This is a genomic window from Acinetobacter halotolerans, from assembly GCF_004208515.1.
Lineage (GTDB): Bacteria > Pseudomonadota > Gammaproteobacteria > Pseudomonadales > Moraxellaceae > Acinetobacter > Acinetobacter halotolerans.
In genome coordinates, this window is record NZ_SGIM01000013.1 from 67,898 (window position 1) to 84,828 (window position 16,931).

The 16,931-nt window shown below is 41.3% G+C and carries 17 protein-coding genes and 4 tRNA genes; 19 read left to right on the forward strand and 2 right to left on the reverse strand.

What is annotated here, in order from left to right:
- Positions 1-34: 34 nt before the first annotated feature.
- Positions 35-151 (forward strand): hypothetical protein, encoded by a 117-nt coding sequence (locus EXE30_RS13895; RefSeq protein WP_130162927.1) that lies wholly within the window; start codon positions 35-37, stop codon positions 149-151.
- A gap of 425 nt (positions 152-576) precedes the next feature.
- Here the strand turns inward: EXE30_RS13895 and EXE30_RS13900 are convergent, their stop codons facing one another.
- Both EXE30_RS13900 and argH read right to left on the reverse strand, forming a co-directional pair.
- Positions 577-852 (reverse strand): oxidative damage protection protein, encoded by a 276-nt coding sequence (locus EXE30_RS13900; RefSeq protein WP_130162913.1) that lies wholly within the window; start codon positions 850-852, stop codon positions 577-579.
- Positions 853-861: 9 nt separating this feature from the next.
- Positions 862-2,295: an argininosuccinate lyase gene (argH, locus tag EXE30_RS13905; RefSeq protein WP_130162914.1), complete on the reverse strand. Its 1,434-nt coding sequence runs from the start codon at positions 2,293-2,295 to the stop codon at positions 862-864.
- Between argH and EXE30_RS13910 the strand changes: the two genes are divergently transcribed.
- The 18 genes from EXE30_RS13910 to EXE30_RS13995 all read left to right on the forward strand — a co-directional run bounded on the left by EXE30_RS13910 (position 2,286) and on the right by EXE30_RS13995 (position 16,754).
- Entirely contained in the window at positions 2,286-3,428 is a 1,143-nt protein-coding gene (locus EXE30_RS13910; RefSeq protein WP_130162915.1) for a sensor histidine kinase, read from the forward strand. The two genes, argH and EXE30_RS13910, sit on opposite strands and share 10 nt — an antisense overlap.
- Positions 3,429-3,485: 57 nt before the next feature.
- The gene (locus EXE30_RS13915) at positions 3,486-4,223 is read left to right on the forward strand and encodes a LytR/AlgR family response regulator transcription factor (protein WP_004668243.1); all 738 of its coding nucleotides are present in this window, start codon (positions 3,486-3,488) and stop codon (positions 4,221-4,223) included.
- Between the two features lie 110 nt (positions 4,224-4,333).
- Positions 4,334-5,251 (forward strand): hydroxymethylbilane synthase, encoded by a 918-nt coding sequence (gene hemC, locus EXE30_RS13920; protein ID WP_130162916.1) that lies wholly within the window; start codon positions 4,334-4,336, stop codon positions 5,249-5,251.
- Positions 5,251-6,027, forward strand: coding sequence for a uroporphyrinogen-III synthase (locus EXE30_RS13925; RefSeq protein ID WP_130162917.1), 777 nt, complete (start codon positions 5,251-5,253; stop codon positions 6,025-6,027). Before hemC ends, EXE30_RS13925 begins: the two co-directional genes overlap by 1 nt.
- Entirely contained in the window at positions 6,024-6,851 is an 828-nt protein-coding gene (locus EXE30_RS13930; protein ID WP_130162918.1) for a hypothetical protein, read from the forward strand. The genes EXE30_RS13925 and EXE30_RS13930 overlap by 4 nt, the downstream gene beginning before the upstream one ends.
- Before the next feature lie 6 nt (positions 6,852-6,857).
- On the forward strand, positions 6,858-8,051 hold the full coding sequence (locus EXE30_RS13935; RefSeq protein ID WP_130162919.1) for a heme biosynthesis protein HemY: 1,194 nt from the start codon (positions 6,858-6,860) through the stop codon (positions 8,049-8,051).
- An 8-nt stretch (positions 8,052-8,059) separates the two neighbouring features.
- The gene (locus tag EXE30_RS13940; RefSeq protein WP_130162920.1) at positions 8,060-8,500 is read left to right on the forward strand and encodes an acyl-CoA thioesterase; all 441 of its coding nucleotides are present in this window, start codon (positions 8,060-8,062) and stop codon (positions 8,498-8,500) included.
- 374 nt (positions 8,501-8,874) lie between these two features.
- The gene (locus EXE30_RS13945) at positions 8,875-9,201 is read left to right on the forward strand and encodes an H-NS histone family protein (protein ID WP_004668250.1); all 327 of its coding nucleotides are present in this window, start codon (positions 8,875-8,877) and stop codon (positions 9,199-9,201) included.
- Positions 9,202-9,380: 179 nt separating this feature from the next.
- Positions 9,381-10,124 carry a type II secretion system protein N gene (gene gspN, locus EXE30_RS13950; protein WP_130162928.1) on the forward strand — a complete coding sequence of 248 codons (744 nt, stop codon included), beginning with the start codon at positions 9,381-9,383 and terminating at the stop codon, positions 10,122-10,124.
- Positions 10,124-10,963, forward strand: a complete 840-nt coding sequence (locus EXE30_RS13955) for a type II secretion system protein N (protein WP_130162921.1) — start codon at positions 10,124-10,126, stop codon at positions 10,961-10,963. Before gspN ends, EXE30_RS13955 begins: the two co-directional genes overlap by 1 nt.
- 38 nt (positions 10,964-11,001) lie before the next feature.
- Positions 11,002-13,215: a type II secretion system secretin GspD gene (gspD, locus tag EXE30_RS13960; RefSeq protein WP_130162922.1), complete on the forward strand. Its 2,214-nt coding sequence runs from the start codon at positions 11,002-11,004 to the stop codon at positions 13,213-13,215.
- Between the two features lie 78 nt (positions 13,216-13,293).
- The gene (locus tag EXE30_RS13965; RefSeq protein ID WP_130162923.1) at positions 13,294-13,902 is read left to right on the forward strand and encodes an FHA domain-containing protein; all 609 of its coding nucleotides are present in this window, start codon (positions 13,294-13,296) and stop codon (positions 13,900-13,902) included.
- 70 nt (positions 13,903-13,972) lie between these two features.
- Complete coding sequence (locus EXE30_RS13970) at positions 13,973-14,665, forward strand: phosphoglycolate phosphatase (protein ID WP_130162924.1); 693 nt, start codon at positions 13,973-13,975, stop codon at positions 14,663-14,665.
- An 83-nt stretch (positions 14,666-14,748) separates the two neighbouring features.
- Positions 14,749-16,242 (forward strand): anthranilate synthase component I, encoded by a 1,494-nt coding sequence (gene trpE, locus EXE30_RS13975; protein ID WP_130162925.1) that lies wholly within the window; start codon positions 14,749-14,751, stop codon positions 16,240-16,242.
- Positions 16,243-16,340: 98 nt separating this feature from the next.
- A tRNA-Thr gene (locus tag EXE30_RS13980) sits at positions 16,341-16,416 on the forward strand.
- Between the two features lie 53 nt (positions 16,417-16,469).
- Positions 16,470-16,553 (forward strand) — tRNA-Tyr (locus EXE30_RS13985).
- A gap of 33 nt (positions 16,554-16,586) precedes the next feature.
- Positions 16,587-16,662: transfer RNA gene (locus tag EXE30_RS13990), tRNA-Gly, on the forward strand.
- Between the two features lie 17 nt (positions 16,663-16,679).
- Positions 16,680-16,754: transfer RNA gene (locus EXE30_RS13995), tRNA-Thr, on the forward strand.
- Positions 16,755-16,931: the final 177 nt, after the last annotated feature.

Below are 16,931 nucleotides of genomic sequence, written 5' to 3' on the forward strand. Positions count from 1 at the left end.
CATCTTAATCTCAGATGAAGGTGTGAAGAAGATGATGCGTTACTTAAAGAAAAACAATAAAGCAAGTTTTGTATTTTTTATTATCATTCTTTATGCATTTCTAGGGTTTGGCTTGGGATTTGTGATCTGGGAATACGTTTTATTGAACTAGATTGAACATAAAAAAATCCCAGACTTCGGGGGAAAGTCTGGGAGAGAAATATCATGTGTTACGTGAGATATCAGCGTATCTCTTTGTCCTTCTGAATTAAATATAAGCGCAACCCTCAATACTGTCATGTAGACAAGTGTGTATGCTCTGTAAGGCTTTATTGCTAATGTAAATATCACGTAAAAAGAGAGCCAATTTAGGCTCTCTTTTACGTTGAATAACCAAGACAACACAGATAATCAGGTTCTGTGAAAATTTTGAATTTACAGCCGATATGGATTTCGTCCTTGTCTTGCAGAAAACCAAAGCGTTGCTTTAGTTTTCAATTTACTCGAAGCATAGCTTCTCATCTTGCGCAATAGATTCTTTTTGATTGTGGCCTACGCGGACTTCGTCCTTGTCTTGCAGAAAACCAAAGCGTTGCTTTAGTTTTCTTCAGGCTTCCAGCCTTCAGCTTTTTCAACACTGTCATCATTATCAAAGAATTTTTCACGTTGCTCTTCTAGAAATTTCTTTGCATCTGGTTCAAACACATTTAAACGCTTTTCATTAATCAGCGTGGTTTGGTGTTTTAACCATTCTTGCCAAGCTTGTTTTGAAACAGTCTCAAACAAGGCTTGGCCTTTTGGACCTGGAAAAGGGGCAAAGTCTAAGCCTTCCAGCTCTTGCTTGTATTTACGGCAAAATACTTGTCTAGTCATCATCAATCCTTAAGCGTATAACTGTTCTAGGCGAGTGTGTGCACGTACAATAGCAGCTTCAACTTGTTTTGGTGAAGTTCCACCAATATGATTACGCGCGTTGACAGATGCTTCTAAGGTCAAGGCTTTGTCAAATACGTCAGCAGTAATCAAATCAGAGAACTGCTGTAATTGCTCAAGTGTGAGTTCAGACAAATCTTTTTCTTCCGCCACGCCTAAAGCAACAGCTTTACCTACAATCTCATGCGCATCACGGAAAGCCACGCCTTTTTTCACTAAATAGTCTGCAAGGTCAGTAGCAGTTGAGAAACCACGTAATGCTGCTTCACGCATGATTTCAATATTAGGTACGAGTGCTGGAACCATATCTGCAAAGGCCATCAATGAACCACGAACGGTATCAATCGCATCAAATAAAGGCTCTTTATCTTCTTGGTTGTCTTTGTTGTACGCCAAAGGTTGCCCTTTCATTAAGGTCAGCAAGCTAATCAAATCACCAAACACGCGTCCTGATTTTCCTCGTACTAACTCAGGAACATCTGGATTTTTCTTCTGAGGCATGATTGAAGAGCCAGTACAGAAGCGATCAGGAATGTTCACAAACTTAAATTGCGCTGAAGTCCATAAAATCAGTTCTTCAGACATGCGAGATAAGTGCATCATAATCAACGATGCAGCAGCATTGAATTCAATAGCAAAATCACGATCAGACACTGCATCCAGTGAGTTTTCAGAAATAGCTTCAAAACCTAACAGCTCGGCAGTATAAGCGCGATCAATCGGGTAAGTGGTACCAGCCAAAGCAGCTGAACCGAGTGGCATACGATTGACACGTTTACGGCAGTCTTGTAGGCGTTCAGTGTCACGTACTAGCATTTCAAACCAAGCCAAAAGGTGGTGACCAAAAGTCACAGGCTGTGCTGTTTGCAAATGAGTAAAACCAGGCATGATGGTGTCGGTGTTTTTGCTCGCTAAACCGAGTAAGCCTTTTTGTAAGCGGAGTAATAAACCGAGAATGTCATCAATTTCATCGCGCAAATATAAGCGGATATCCGTCGCGACTTGGTCGTTACGACTACGACCAGTATGCAGTTTTTTACCTGTAATGCCGATACGTTGAGTCAAGCGAGACTCAATGTTCATATGCACATCTTCTAAATCAATGCGCCATTCAAAGTTGCCAGCTTCAATTTCTGCTTGAATTGTGGTTAAACCTTGAATAATGTCATCACGTTCAGCTTCGGTGAGTACGCCGACTTTTGCAAGCATGGTTGCATGTGCGATTGAGCCAGCAATATCTTGTTTATAAAAACGTTGGTCAAATTGCACAGATGCGGTAAATTCTGCAACAAAAGCATCTGTTGCTTCTGAAAAACGACCGCCCCACATTCCAGAGGTTTGATGAGGGCTTGCTGAAGAAGAGGATTGAGAAGATGTGGTCATGGCAGCTCAGGAAAATAAAAAAGAGTATAGCAAATCCAAACGCAGTTGCCGAAACTCGACGTAAGAAGTTATCGCATTCTCGTCAGTTGAATCGGTCTAGTTCCTATTTTTTTACGAAAATTGGCCAATGGCAATACCTATTGGAATTAATTGTTGCCAGTAATGTCTTGGCAATGGTGTTGGCTTTGGCTGAAGCTCAGTCATGGCAAGCATTACAAGGTGTTCGTGCCTTACAATATATATTTTTTATTAACTGGGTGATTTTGTCCTTTGCGGCATGTGTTGATTACTTTCAAGATTTCTTTGCCAAATTTAGCCAAAAAGTCGCATTAACTTTAGGTTTTATTTTATTGCTGTTGATTGTGTTGTTGACGACCTGTGCCGTTAATCTTATCCAATATTGGACGGTACGCTCGGGTGGCTTCTCTGAAGACATTTTATTCGATGGCATGAGTCTGCATTTGAGTTATGGGGTATTGTTGGGGGCATTTTGTTTGCGCTATTTATATATGCGAGAACAGTGGCTCAATCAGCAATATAGTGAGCTGAATGCACGTATTCAAGCGATGCAGGCGCGTATTCATCCGCATTTTCTGTTTAATAGTTTAAATAGTGTGGTGAGTTTAATTACAATTGATCCCGATAAAGCTGAAAATATGTTGATTAGTTTGTCACGTCTTTTCCGCGCGAGTTTTCAGGAACTTAAATTGGTGAGTTTGGCGGAGGAAATTGATTTATGTCAGCAGTATTTGAGCATCGAAAAAATACGTTTAGGGGATCGTTTAAAGGTAGAATGGAACATCCAGGCGACACCACTTGAATTAAAACGGGTCACGATTCCATTATTGACATTGCAACCTTTGCTTGAGAATAGTATTTTCCATGGGGTGGAAAAGGTTTTGCAGCAATCAACAATTAGCGTATTGGTTGAAATATTGCAAAATCAAGTCAGTATAGTCATTACTAACCCATATTCTCGCGATACAATAAAAACGCGAAAAGGAAATGGTATTGCGATCGAAAATGTAGAGCAACGTTTGAAAGCGTATTATGGTCAAACCGTAAAGTTTCAGGTTTATGGGGGCACATCGTTATATACCACAGTGGTTTGTTACCACTATCGAGTAAAATAATAAGTCAAGTTAACCATAAAAAATATGGATGATGTTAGCGGTGACAAGGAGGAAAGGATGAGAGTCCTAATTGCGGATGATGAACCGCTAGCGGTAGAGCGTTTATCACGTTTAGTTACTCAAATGGGGCATGAAGTCGTTGCGACTGCACATCATGGACAAGATGTGTTAAGTCATATTGAAAATGCTTCGCCTGATGTCGTTTTATTAGATATTCAAATGCCTGGAATGAATGGTTTGGAATGTGCAGAACAACTGCGTCATTTAAATCCTCGCCCTGCCATTATTTTTTGTACAGCCTATGATCAACATGCACTGGAAGCATTTAAGTTTCAGGCGCAAGGGTATTTGCTAAAACCAGTAGCACTCCAAGATTTAGAACAGGTATTTCAGCATTTAACCCAACTGACTCAGGCTCAAATGACGGGTTTGCAACAAGATGAGTTGTATGATGTAAAAAACCAGCGTCATCAAATTGCGGCGAAAACCTATCGTGGGGTCGAGCTGATTCCATTAGACAGTGTTTATTATTTCTTGGCCGATCAAAAATATGTCACTGTGCGCCATAAAAATGGCAGTGTACTGATTGATGAAACACTCAAAGATTTAGAGCTGGAATTTGCGGATCGCTTTATTCGAATTCATCGAAATGCATTGGTTTCTCTTGATTATTTGGAAGGTCTTGAGTTGGTTGCCGCTGGACAATATCAGGTACGATTACGTGAACTGGATGAGCGGCTGTCGGTCAGTCGTCGTCATTTACCTAGTTTAAGAGAATGTATGCATCAATTATAAATGCCGTATTTTTGGCAGCGTATGGGCGGCTTTATGATTTTTTGCTTGCAATTTTAGGTGATCAAGTTAAGTTTGGAACAATTGCCTTGATCAATACTTAATTTGGATTTATGAAAACCTTAAAAATTGCGACTCGACAAAGCCCTCTTGCACTGTGGCAAGCGGAGCATATTCGTTCTCGTTTAACCGAGCTTTATCCAGATTTGACGGTTGAACTGGTGAAGTTTGTGACACAAGGCGACAAGATTTTGGATACCCCATTAGCCAAAATTGGGGGGAAAGGTTTATTTGTAAAAGAGTTGGAAGCAGCGTTGTTGGATGGGCGTGCTGATTTGGCTGTACATTCAATGAAAGATGTTCCAATGCATTTGCCGCAAGGTTTAACGCTTGCTGTTATTTGTGAGCGTGAAGATCCTTTAGATGCGTTCGTTTCCAATCAATATCAGCATTTTGATGAATTGCCAAAAGGTGCAAAAGTTGGAACTTCGAGTCTGCGTCGTAAATGTCAAATTTTACAACAACGTCCTGATTTAGAAATCATTGATTTACGTGGAAATGTTGGCACGCGGTTATCGAAACTGGACGATGGTTTATACGATGCCATTATTTTAGCCAGTGCAGGTTTGAAACGTTTAGGTTTGGCAGATCGAATTCGTCATTGTTTATCGCCAGTGCTCAGTTTGCCTGCGGTTGGACAGGGTGCTTTAGGTCTAGAATGCCGAGCAGATGATGCGGCGTTACTTAAATTGATTCAACCACTGCAACATGAAGAAACCTCGATTTGTGTGCGTGCGGAACGCGCCCTCAATGCTTATTTGGAGGGGGGGTGCCAAGTGCCAATCGCAGGCTATGCCACTTTAGTCAATGATCAATTACAGATTGAAGGGCGAGTCGGTAGCGTTGATGGTAAGACTTTGCTGAAGGTACAAATGATCGGTGCTGCAGCAGAAGCAGAGCAGTTAGGTGAGCAACTTGGACAGCGCTTACTTGAACAAGGTGCGGGCGAATTGTTGAAAGCGTTGTATTAATGCTTTTTATCAATACCCGTCCTGAAGATCGCGCAGCTTCGCTCACACAAGCATTACTTGTTGCGGGTTATCAGGTTGAATCTTTACCTTTACTCGCGTTGGTTGCCGAACCTTTTTCTGATTCATTACAAACCCTTTATCAGCAACTTGAGGAGACTCAAGTTATCGTTGTGGTGAGTCCGACTGCTGTTGAAATTGGCATGCGTTATTTGCAGCAAGCGGGTATTCAATTGGCACAACTTGAGCACATCCAATGGATAGCCGTGGGGCAGGCAACAGCACACGCGCTCGCAAAATTTGATATTGTAAGTGATGTCCCTGAGGTGGAAAACTCAGAAGGGATGCTTGAGCTACCAATTTTAAAACAAAGAGAGCATTTAAATAAAATCGCTTTCTGGCGGGGTGAAGGGGGGCGGCAATTTATGATGCAGCAATTGCAGCAACGCGGTGTTTCCATTCTGAACTTTGTGCTCTATCGCCGTCAGTGTCCCGAGAAAAGTAGAACAGATTTCTTCGATATTTTGCGAAAACTTAACTCCAATCAACCTGCTGCGGTACTCATAAGTAGTGAGGCTAGTTGGTGTAATTGGTTACAACTTTGTGGTCAGTACCCAAATGATGTGCAATGGGTTTATCTTACTTTGGGTGAGCGGTTGACAAAAATTCTAATAGATTCGCAAGTGCAAGTAGGCAACGCGATTAACATTATTCAGCTTGAAAATTTATCTGCATCAGAGATTATTCAACGCATGAGTGACTGGCAAGGAAAGGTATGAGAAAAGTTGTGTATTTAATACTGCTGGTGAGTTTTTTGTGGCTAGCCAAGCTGAGTTATGATGTTGCGCAAAATGCTCACAGTGTTCCGGAACTTCAACAACAACTTGCTCAGACAGAACAGCGTTACGCATTATTGAATGACCAATTGGTCGCCTTACAGCGTCAGTTACAACATGGTGGTGTTACGCAATCGACTGATTTTAACATGTCACCGATCATGATCACGGGAATTTCCCCAGTCATTCTTATTCAACAACAACTACAACTGGTACAATTCGCTTTAGACCAGCAGCAGTTTGTTTATGCATTGGATCATTTGAATCAAGTGAATCAGCATATTGCTCAATCCGCGCTATCACCCGCACTAGAGCACAGTCTCACCAATGCAATTGAACAAGATAAACAAGCAATTCAGCAATTTGTTCTGAATCAAAACCAGCAACAACAACAATTACAAGATTTATTGCAAGAGCTTGATCAGCGAATTCAACAAGAGTTGCAAAACCCTAAATTAATGATTGCAAAAAATGAGTCTTCTGCCTGGTGGCATTGGTTTAGGTTGGAAAAAGTGCAGCGTTCTTCACCTGATTTAATTCATCGTAATATCACCTTGAAAGAAGCTCAGTTACGCTTGTTACTCGCATCACAAGCTTTGAATCAGGGGCAATTAATTGAATACCGTAAGTCGATTCAAGAAGTGATGAAATTATTGGCTGAATTGCCTGATCAGAATAGCCAAAAAATGAAACTCCGCTTGGATAAAATTTTAGATCTTCCTGCAGTACCAACACCAAAATTAATTACGTTAGGCTTGTTGGGATAATTGATAATGAAGCATTTAGTACTGATCTATTTCCTTGCGAGCATACTGCTATTCGCTCTGTTTGCTGTGTTGAGTTATGGTTATGGTCATGGCTATGCCTATATCTATTGGCGTGAATGGCAATTTCAAAGCAGCGCATGGGGGTTGATTGCGCTGTTCATTTTTGTGAGCTTTTTAGCGCAACTCTTTTGGCTCTTTGGTAAGCGCTATTTTGTGCGTGAGCAACGTAAGAAAGAAACAATTTTAAACTTTAATGATTTGCATCCTTATGAACAGCTTGGCATCGTTTGGTTGCTAGATTCGGCAAAAGATCAGCAGCTATTTATTGAGCGTATTTTTACTCAGTCGGGTTTGTTGAGTGATATTGTTGATGCGCAATTTGACTATAAAAATGGTGACTTTGATACCGCTTTACAGCACTTGGATCGATCAGCCCCGATGGCTTTTGAACTCGCGGAATTGCAACGGATTGATATATTTTTAGAACAACAAGAAACAGAAAAAGCACTAATACACTTAGAGTTTCTCATGCAGCACCAGCTTTCCCCATGGTTGACTGAAGTAGAAACAGCTTATCAGCAGCGTATAACCACTCTATGGGGTAAGCTAGCATTACAAAAGCCTTGGTTGTTTCTACAAACGACACAGTTTGGTTTGCTTGATGCTGAGCATCGTGATTTATGGTTACAACAGCTGTTGATCCAGTTCGATTTGGCTTCAGTTGATGATTTAGCAGCTCTGCAGCAGCGTTACCTTGCATTGCAAAGTGAAATTCAAGCCCGTCCCTATAGCAGTAAAGTGCTATGGCTCAAGTTGTTGGCGCGAATGCCAGAGATGAGTTTGCAGCATGAGGATTTGGCTTTACATTTGTTGCAAGAGCATTTTGATCCAGAAGTATTTTATCTATGGTTCCAGCAGCAGTTATTAAAGCAAATTCCAGATTATAGTTATGTTGAACAGCGCATTATCCAGCTAGAACAGCGCTATGCCAGTGTCCCAATGTTGACCTTTGCCAAGTGGCATGTTTATGTGGCGACCCAACGTCCACTTGAAGCGGAACAACTATTAACTTTATATCCTGATAATATATTAATGAGTTATTTAAGAATTAAGTCGATGCTTGGGGATAATCTTGATTTAATCAAACAGTTGAATTTAATATTTGAAAATGATGTTAATTTTCTTAATTTTAAGCTGTGAGTCTAAATATGAATGAATTGTCTGTCTATCCTATAGTGCATAAGCAAACCGTTGCTTGGGGGGATATGGATGCGTTTGGCCATGTAAATAATGTGCAATATTATCGTTATATGGAAAGCGCTCGAATTGTTTATTTAATGGCGTTAAATATCTTCGATCAAGATATATTGACGGTTGTGGCTTCTAGTCAATGTAAATATTTAAGACCTGTATTTTACCCTGATGTATTGCATATAGGTGCACGAGTGGAAGAGCTAAGAAATAGCGCTTTCCGGATGCAATATGTTTTATGGAGTGAAACACAAAATCAAATCGTTGCAACGGGTGATGCGGTAATCGTGTGTGTGGATAAAGTATCTTCAAAGAAGGCGAATATTCCTGAGCTCATTAAACAGAAAATTATTCAGCTTGAAGCCGATGTAGGGAATGATTTGTTGCTAAACTCGTAATTATAAAGACAATTACGTCTGGGATTGGGGCCACTATAATGTGGTTCTTTTATTGTTTAAATAAAAAATGATAGTAATTGAGTCTCATCCTAATCAATAGGATGAAAAGTGTTTTTTCTGGGGTTAATATATGTGCTGTAATGAGTAGGTTTGAACCGTTTTAAATTAAAATAGAAGATATATATTTTATACTGGGTTTATGTTTTTGAAGTTTATTGTAAATAAAAAGCAATTTTTTTGTTATAGTGTCATTAAATCGACTATTCTTATATTGATTAGTTAATTGTTTATAAATTAATATTGAACTGAATTTTTGAATTCATTTTTATTTTTGCGTGATATATATATTTTCTTATTGAGTTGGAGTGGTTCGGATGAAACCAGATATTAGTGATTTATCTGTAGAAGATTTAAAACGTCTGCAAGCAGAAGCTGAAGTACTGATTGCGAGTAAAAAAGACCAAGCAGTTGAAGATGCATATAATCAAATCGTTGCGATTGCTGAAGGCATTGGATTTACGGTTGAAGAGTTATTGGCAGCTGGTGAGCAAAAACGTAAGAAAACGACACGTAAAGCTGTAGAACCACGCTACCGTAATAAAAACAATACTGAGGAAACTTGGACTGGTCGTGGTAAACAACCACGCTGGTTAGTTGCTGAGTTGGAAAAAGGTGCAAAACTTGAAGATTTCTTAATCTAAGATAGTTTTAAAGTCATCGTTTTGTCATACGCTGACTTTATCCTTTATAAAAAAACCAAGCTGAAAAAGCTTGGTTTTTTTATATGAGAGAATTGGCGATGTTGAAAAATTATGCATAATGTCATTCAGAGCGAGTATTTCAAAAAAAGGATGATATCTTGTATGTTGGTATGGGCGGGATGAAGAAAAAAACCAAGCAATGGAGATGGTGGATATTCGCCATTTTTGCATTTTTAATTTTTATTATTTTACAGATTCCAGCAACATGGCTTATCGCAAAATATTCTAAAGATAACCAATTATTACATAACGTCAGTGGCAACATTTGGCAAGGGCAGGCGGATTGGCAACGTGGCCAGCTACGTGGTTCGGTACATTGGAAAACACGTCCCTTGGATTTGTTGTTGTTTCGCTTAGGCGCCAATCTTGATATACACAGCGGAAACACTCAATTTAACGGTATCTTTGGTTATGGTTTGGGGAAGAAAATCGTGATTAAGGATCTGAATGGTGAAATATCACCTGAAACATTGAAATATTTTGCAGACTGGCAGTGGCCAGAAAATGCAATTCAGCTTGCAGATGTGCAATTCAATTATCAGAAAGAAAAGGGCTTTAGTGCCGCAGAAGGGCGGTTGAACTGGGGCGGAGGCGAGCTCACTTATACCTTTGGTCAGCGTCAAGACCGTATGAATATGCCGTCACTGGTTGCTGAATTAAAAGATAACAATGGACAATTACAACTTGATGTTCGTGATCAGCGTAGCCAAAAAATGGCAAGTTTAAGTTTAGATGCTGGTCTTATGCTTGATGTGCAATTGACACAGCGCATGCTTCTGAATGTTCCGTCTTATCAAGGCAAAGCTGGACTAGATACTTATGTGATTAGTTCCCGTCAGCCATTGTTGCAGGGTGGTTTGTAATGGACGCATTGATGCAGAAAATACAACAACTGCGTTGGCAAAAGTTAGATAAACTCGGTCCTTTGATTTTAGCCTTGCTTATTTTATGGCTCTGCTGGAAACTGGCTTCATTGTTTTGGTGGGTGGTTGCCCCACCACAATTGATGCAATTTGAACGAATTGAACTGGGTTCGCAGCAAGCTCAAGTTCCGAATATTAGTTCATTTGCATTATTTAATGAGCCTGCAGCGACAACGGCCCAAGACAATGTCAATTTAGAATTACAGGGCGTACTCTTAGGTTCGCCGAGTTTCTTGTCTTCAGCGGTCATCAAGCTGAACGATGTGGCTGAGCGCTATCGTGTCGGTGAGACAGTTGGTTCGACCTCATATCAATTGGTGGAAGTCTATTGGGATCATGTGGTGTTGAAACAAGGGAATGGTGCGACACGAGAGGTGAAATTTAAAGGACTAGATAAAGGGTTGTATCAACCAGCCGACCCCGTTATCAATTCGCCGAATAATGTCCCACCTCCAATGCAAGAACCTGTTCAGAATTCGCCGCAGTCCGCATTGGGTCAAGCGATTCAACAGATGCAGGATAACCGTGAACAATATATGAAAAATATGGGAGTGAGCGGTGGCACAGATGGTTATGAAATATCAGATCAAACGCCCGCGAATTTAAAAAATACATTGGGTTTGCGCTCGGGTGATCGTATCCTGTCGGTCAATGGACAGACAGTTGGGCAAGGACTAAGCGAAGTACAATTACTAGAGCAAGTACGTCGTCAAGGACATGCCAAAATAGAAATAAAACGTGGTGATCAAGTGATGACCATACAACAGAGTTTTCAGTGATAACACGTCATCACATCAGTTAGGAATAAGTGCAGGTTATGGCTTCTTTGAATCATCATCGTCCACTTTGGGCATTACTTGCTGCAGCACCTTTGGTTGCGGCAATCAGTACCCATGTACACGCACAGACATGGAAGATCAATTTACGTGATGCAGACTTAGCAGCATTTATTAACGAAGTTGCAGATATTACAGGTAAGAATTTTGCGGTTGATCCTCGCGTGCGAGGCAATGTGACTGTTATTTCGAATAAACCACTCAATAAAGATGAGGTTTATGATCTGTTTTTGGGGGTGCTTAGCGTTAATGGTGTGGTGGCATTGCCTTCGGGTAATACCATCCGTTTAGTGCCGGATAGTAATGTAAAAAATGCCGGTATTCCGTACGATGGGCGCAATCGTGCAGGTGGTGATCAGATCGTAACTCGGGTGATTTGGTTGCAAAATACCAATCCAAATGATCTCGTTCCTGCGTTACGTCCATTGATGCCGCAGTTTGCACATTTGGCGGCAGTTGCTGGAACCAATGCATTGATTGTTTCTGATCGTGCAGCCAATATTTATCAACTTGAAAATATTGTACGTAACTTGGATGGTACAGGTCAGAACGATATTGAAGCGATTGGCTTGCAGTCGAGTCAGGCTGAGGAAGTGATCACTTTGCTGGAAACCATGAGTGCAACAGGTGCAGCAAAAGATTTTGTGGGGTCCCGCGTACGTATCGTTGCTGACAATCGCACCAATCGTATTCTGATCAAAGGTGATCCTGATTCACGTAAGCGTTTGCGTCAAATCATTGAGATGTTGGACGTGCCGTCGGCAGACCGCTTGGGTGGCTTGAAAGTCTTTCGTTTGAAATATGCCAGTGCAAAAAGCCTCGCTGAAATTTTACAAGGTTTGGTTTCTGGTCAGTCGGTATCTTCTTCTGCATCATCGAACAATAGTAATGCATCAAATCCAATCAACAACTTGATTTCAAATAATCAAAGCACAAGCTCGTCAGGTAATTCTTCGGGTAGTTCGGGGATTAGCCTCAATAGTGGCTTTAATAACCGTCAAAATGATGTGACCAGCTTCAATGGTGGCGGTGTCAGTATTATTGCGGACAGTACCCAAAACGCTTTGGTGGTCAAAGCTGATCCACAGTTGATGCGTGAGATTGAATCAGCAATTCAACAATTGGATACCCGTCGTCAGCAAGTGCTGATAGAGGCTGCGATTATTGAGGTTGTGGGTAGTGATGCCGATCAACTCGGTGTGCAATGGGTGCTAGGTGATCTAAGTAGTGGTGTTGGACTGGTTAATTTTTCAAACCTTGGTTCTGGACTGTCCAAAATTGCAGCTGGTTATCTAACGGGTGGTGCTGCAGGAGCTGCAGGTGCTTTGGGGGATGGTGCTTCAATAGGTGTCGGAAATTTTGAAAACCCGCGCAAGGCGTACGGTGCACTGATACAAGCGTTGAGAGCGAATACTAAATCGAACTTTTTATCGACTCCTTCGATTGTTACTATGGACAATGAAGAAGCCTATATTGTGGTCGGGCAAAATGTTCCATTTGTCACAGGGTCAGTTGCAACTCAGGGTAACAGTACCGTAAACCCCTATACGACGGTTGAGCGGAAAGATGTGGGGATAACGCTAAAAGTTGTACCTCATATTGGTGAAGGAGGGTCAGTTCGTCTTGAAGTTGAACAAGAGGTTTCGAATGTTCAGCCTAATCGAGGGCAGGCAACAGATTTGGTGACCAGTAAACGGGCGATTAAGACCTCAGTATTGGCTGATCATGGGCAAACTGTGATTTTGGGTGGTTTGATTTCTGATGATACCAGTCTAACTCGTCAAAGCATTCCCTTGTTAGGGGATATTCCGTATTTAGGACGTTTATTCCGTGCAGATACTCGAAGCAACGAAAAACGTAATCTTTTGGTGTTTATCCATCCGACTATTGTTGGGGACTCAGATGATATTCGTCGTATCTCACAACAGCGCTATAATCAGCTTTATAGTTTGCAGCTTTCAATGGATAAAAATGGCAACTTTGCAAAACTACCTGAGAATGTAAACGATATTTATCGTCAACAACCTGCGGTGAGTGCTTCACCTTATCAAAACGTTCCAACTGCAACGCAAGGTCAAAAGACTGTCGTGACGACACCAGTTGCGACGGAAGAAGCGCCATTGCAAAAAAGGGCTGTGGAGCGAAGTAAAAACACAGTGACGACGACAACGATACATCCAGCATCTTCACAGTAGATGCACACAAGCACATATGCCACAATGTTATGATTGCGAGAACCGATAATCAATAAATCAGGATAAGGATTGATGTTTATGACTTGGAAATTGCAAGCCATTACAGGTGAATTTACGGGGAAAGAAATCACGATTGAACGTGATATGTTGGTCGGGCGACATCAGGATGCTGATATTTTGTTGCAATCAGCGGATATTTCACGTCGTCATGCGGCTTTAGTGCTAAAAGACCAACAGCTTTGGGTGCAGGACTTAAATTCATCTAATGGTACGTTTATTAATGATTTGCGTATAGAACAAGAAACTGAATTGCATGATGGCGATATTGTGCAATTTTCGAGTTTTCTGTTTTCCGTTTTTGCGCCAGTTAATTTTGAAAGCGAATTGCCTGAAATTGAAGCCGAACCAGTCAGCTCTGCAGCACATGATCAAGGTATGCCAAGTATTGCAGAACGTGTAGTTGAGACTCCGATTAGCCGTGATGGTATGCCACAACAAGTTGCGATTCCAAAACCAGCACCAATTCCTGAACATGTAAATGTTCAAACTGCTTCAGAACAGCAGCCAGTTGTAGATAAAACATCTGTGACAGAGGAAAAACAACAACAAAGAAATGCCTCAGTTGGTTTGATTTCAATTATTGTATTGATGATTTTGGCGATGGTTGCTTGGCTGTTCTTTAAATAATCATTCTAAGCTTTTACAATGCAAGGCATATCGTAATAGGTATGCCTTTTTTATTTTTAGAGTAAATATCATGTCTGTTGCACAGTTACAAAGCCGTAATCTGATTCTATTTGATCTTGATGGAACGTTGGTAGATTCTGCCGCTGATTTGTATCGCGCCATGAATCTTAGTTTAGAGAAGTTGAGCTTGCCTTTGGTAACCGAAGTGCAGGTTCGGGAGTGGGTTGGTAAGGGTGCTGCAAAATTATGTGAAACTGTGCTTGAACATTTGTTTGGGCGAGTGGATGCACAACTGCAAAAACAATTGCTTGATACCTTTATGCAGGTGTATGCGCAGGAGCTATGCGTTAATACCACGGTTTATGACGGAGTTTTGGTCTTTTTGGAACATTGTCAAATGCATGATATCTCGATGGTTTGTGTCACCAATAAGCCTGAGTATCTAGCAAGAGGGATTCTCGATATTTTACAATTGAGTTCATATTTTAAAATGGTCATTGGTGGTGATAGCTTGCCAGAGCGAAAACCACATCCTTTACCTTTATTGCACTGCATGCAAAGTCAAAATGCATCGGCAATGGAAAGTTTGATGATTGGTGATTCGAGTAATGATGTCGAAGCAGCAAGACGCGCAGGTATTGATTGTATTGTGGTCAGCTATGGCTATAATCATGGAGAAAATATCAATGACTGTCAGCCGCAACAGGTGGTCGATAGTTTGGTAGAGTTGATTGAAGAAGATAAAGTAAGGAGCAAGGCATGAATGTTGTGATGGTTTTTCGATGGCGGGCTTCACCCAATTGAAACAGAGAAACGCACAAAAAATCGAAACCATAGAGAATATTCATGACCACATTTGCACAATTTGAACAACTAAAATCAGCGGGCTTTAATACGATACCTGTGTATCGTCAACGTTTAGCAGATACTGAAACGCCCCTTTCTGTTTTTGCACGGTTTAAACAACAAAAACAAGCTTATTTATTTGAGTCAGTCGAAGGCGGGGAAAACTGGGCGCGTTATTCGATGATTGGTTTGGGTGAGTCGACTGTTTTTTCATGTAATGAAGGTGTTTTAACGGTTCAGCAAGCAGATGGATCGGTAACTCAACAAAGTTGTGCTGATCCATTTCAATATATTCGTGACTTTCAAAGCCAATTTAAAGTGCCAACGCAAGTGGAACTACCTGATTTGCCAAGTTTTACGGGCGGGTTAGTTGGCTATTTAGGCTATGATGCCGTGCGTTATATCGAGCCAAAACTCAAAAATATCCCAGCAGCAGACCCTGTGGCTTTGCCTGATTTATGGTTGATGCTATCTCAAACCGTGATTGTATTTGATAATTTAAAAGATACCTTGTTTTTGATTCATCATGTTGATGCGCATCAAAAGGATGCTTATGCAAAGGCGCAAGATAAACTTGATCAGCTTGAGCAATTGCTTGCGATGCCTGTCAGCTTACAAGCCAAGCCACATACCGCACCGCATTTTGAATCAATTACAGGTAAAGAAAAATTTATCGAAACGGTCGAAAAAGTAAAAGAATACATCCGTGCTGGGGATGTGATGCAGGTTGTGCCTGGACAGCGTATGGTTTCTGATTTTGATGGCGAGGCTTTACAAGTCTATCGTGCTTTACGCCACTTAAATCCGTCTCCCTACTTATTTTTGGTGCAAGGGGAAACTCTGACAGATCAAAAGCCATTTCATATTGTAGGTTCATCACCAGAGATTCTGTCGCGTTTGGAAAATGGTATTGCGACCGTGCGACCTTTGGCGGGTACGCGACCAAGAGGCAAGACCAAAGAAGAAGATTTGGCATTAGAGCAAGATTTATTATCTGATGAAAAAGAAATTGCTGAACATTTAATGCTAATCGATCTAGGTCGAAATGATGTTGGGCGTGTTTCTAAAATCGGTAAAGTGCAAGTGACTGACCGAATGGTGATTGAGCGATATTCCCACGTCATGCACATTGTTTCCAATGTACAGGGTGAAGTGCGTGATGATGTCGATGCATTAGATGTTTTTAAAGCAACTTTCCCTGCAGGTACCCTTTCTGGGGCACCTAAAATTCGCGCCATGGAAATTATTGATGAAGTTGAGCCCGTAAAACGAGGTGTGTTTGGTGGTGCAGTTGGATATTTGGGTTGGCATGGCGAAATGGATATGTCGATTGCGATTCGTACCTGTGTGATTCGTGATAAGAAGGTCTATGTGCAGGCAGGGGCAGGGTTGGTTGCAGACTCAAATCCTGAGTCAGAATGGAATGAAACCCAAATAAAAGCTCGCGCAGTGATCAAAGCGGTTGAATTATCGTCAAACGGATTGATTTTATGAGTTTTTCGCATTTTTTCTAAAAAAACTGCTTGCATCATGTGTAAGTTTTGCTAAACTGCACACCGTTCCGATACGAAACGTACGAAACACTAAGAAACGCCGGCATAGCTCAGTTGGTAGAGCAACTGACTTGTAATCAGTAGGTCCACAGTTCGAATCCGTGTGCCGGCACCATCTTAAGGTTTTGATATATCTGAGTAAAGGGCAGCACTGTGTAAGTGTGATGTGGTGAGATTCCCGAGCGGTCAAAGGGGGCAGACTGTAACTCTGCTACGAAAGTTTCGAAGGTTCGAATCCTTCTCTCACCACCATTTAGCTTCGATTGAAGTGGTAAGTACCAACATGCGGGAGTAACTCAGTTGGTAGAGTGGCAGCCTTCCAAGCTGCATGTCGCGAGTTCGAACCTCGTCTCCCGCTCCATTGTTATCGAAGGCATCGCTCTTATAGCTCAGTGGTAGAGCACTCCCTTGGTAAGGGAGAGGTCTCGAGTTCAAATCTCGATAAGAGCTCCAGATATACAGCTTAGTAGAATTTCTACAAAAGATTTAAAGAAGCAGGCTATTATAGTCTGCTTTTCAAGTATTGGGTGTTTAGTTTTTTTAGGCGAATGTCGATAAGAAAAGTGTTTCAGGGTTGTTGTTCTCTAAACTGGTGTCGACGTAAACGAGGAAAGTCAAATGGCTAAGGCT

Excerpts from the sequence above, each read along its gene's own strand:
- EXE30_RS13895 (WP_130162927.1), top strand. The coding sequence starts at position 35 with ATGCGTTACTTAAAGAAAAACAATAAAGCAAGTTTTGTATTTTTTATT.
- EXE30_RS13900 (WP_130162913.1), bottom strand. The coding sequence starts at position 852 with ATGACTAGACAAGTATTTTGCCGTAAATACAAGCAAGAGCTGGAAGGC.
- EXE30_RS13910 (WP_130162915.1), top strand. The coding sequence starts at position 2,286 with ATGTGGTCATGGCAGCTCAGGAAAATAAAAAAGAGTATAGCAAATCCA.
- argH (WP_130162914.1), bottom strand. The coding sequence starts at position 2,295 with ATGACCACATCTTCTCAATCCTCTTCTTCAGCAAGCCCTCATCAAACC.
- EXE30_RS13915 (WP_004668243.1), top strand. The coding sequence starts at position 3,486 with ATGAGAGTCCTAATTGCGGATGATGAACCGCTAGCGGTAGAGCGTTTA.
- hemC (WP_130162916.1), top strand. The coding sequence starts at position 4,334 with ATGAAAACCTTAAAAATTGCGACTCGACAAAGCCCTCTTGCACTGTGG.
- EXE30_RS13925 (WP_130162917.1), top strand. The coding sequence starts at position 5,251 with ATGCTTTTTATCAATACCCGTCCTGAAGATCGCGCAGCTTCGCTCACA.
- EXE30_RS13930 (WP_130162918.1), top strand. The coding sequence starts at position 6,024 with ATGAGAAAAGTTGTGTATTTAATACTGCTGGTGAGTTTTTTGTGGCTA.
- EXE30_RS13935 (WP_130162919.1), top strand. The coding sequence starts at position 6,858 with ATGAAGCATTTAGTACTGATCTATTTCCTTGCGAGCATACTGCTATTC.
- EXE30_RS13940 (WP_130162920.1), top strand. The coding sequence starts at position 8,060 with ATGAATGAATTGTCTGTCTATCCTATAGTGCATAAGCAAACCGTTGCT.
- EXE30_RS13945 (WP_004668250.1), top strand. The coding sequence starts at position 8,875 with ATGAAACCAGATATTAGTGATTTATCTGTAGAAGATTTAAAACGTCTG.
- gspN (WP_130162928.1), top strand. The coding sequence starts at position 9,381 with ATGAAGAAAAAAACCAAGCAATGGAGATGGTGGATATTCGCCATTTTT.
- EXE30_RS13955 (WP_130162921.1), top strand. The coding sequence starts at position 10,124 with ATGGACGCATTGATGCAGAAAATACAACAACTGCGTTGGCAAAAGTTA.
- gspD (WP_130162922.1), top strand. The coding sequence starts at position 11,002 with ATGGCTTCTTTGAATCATCATCGTCCACTTTGGGCATTACTTGCTGCA.
- EXE30_RS13965 (WP_130162923.1), top strand. The coding sequence starts at position 13,294 with ATGACTTGGAAATTGCAAGCCATTACAGGTGAATTTACGGGGAAAGAA.
- EXE30_RS13970 (WP_130162924.1), top strand. The coding sequence starts at position 13,973 with ATGTCTGTTGCACAGTTACAAAGCCGTAATCTGATTCTATTTGATCTT.
- trpE (WP_130162925.1), top strand. The coding sequence starts at position 14,749 with ATGACCACATTTGCACAATTTGAACAACTAAAATCAGCGGGCTTTAAT.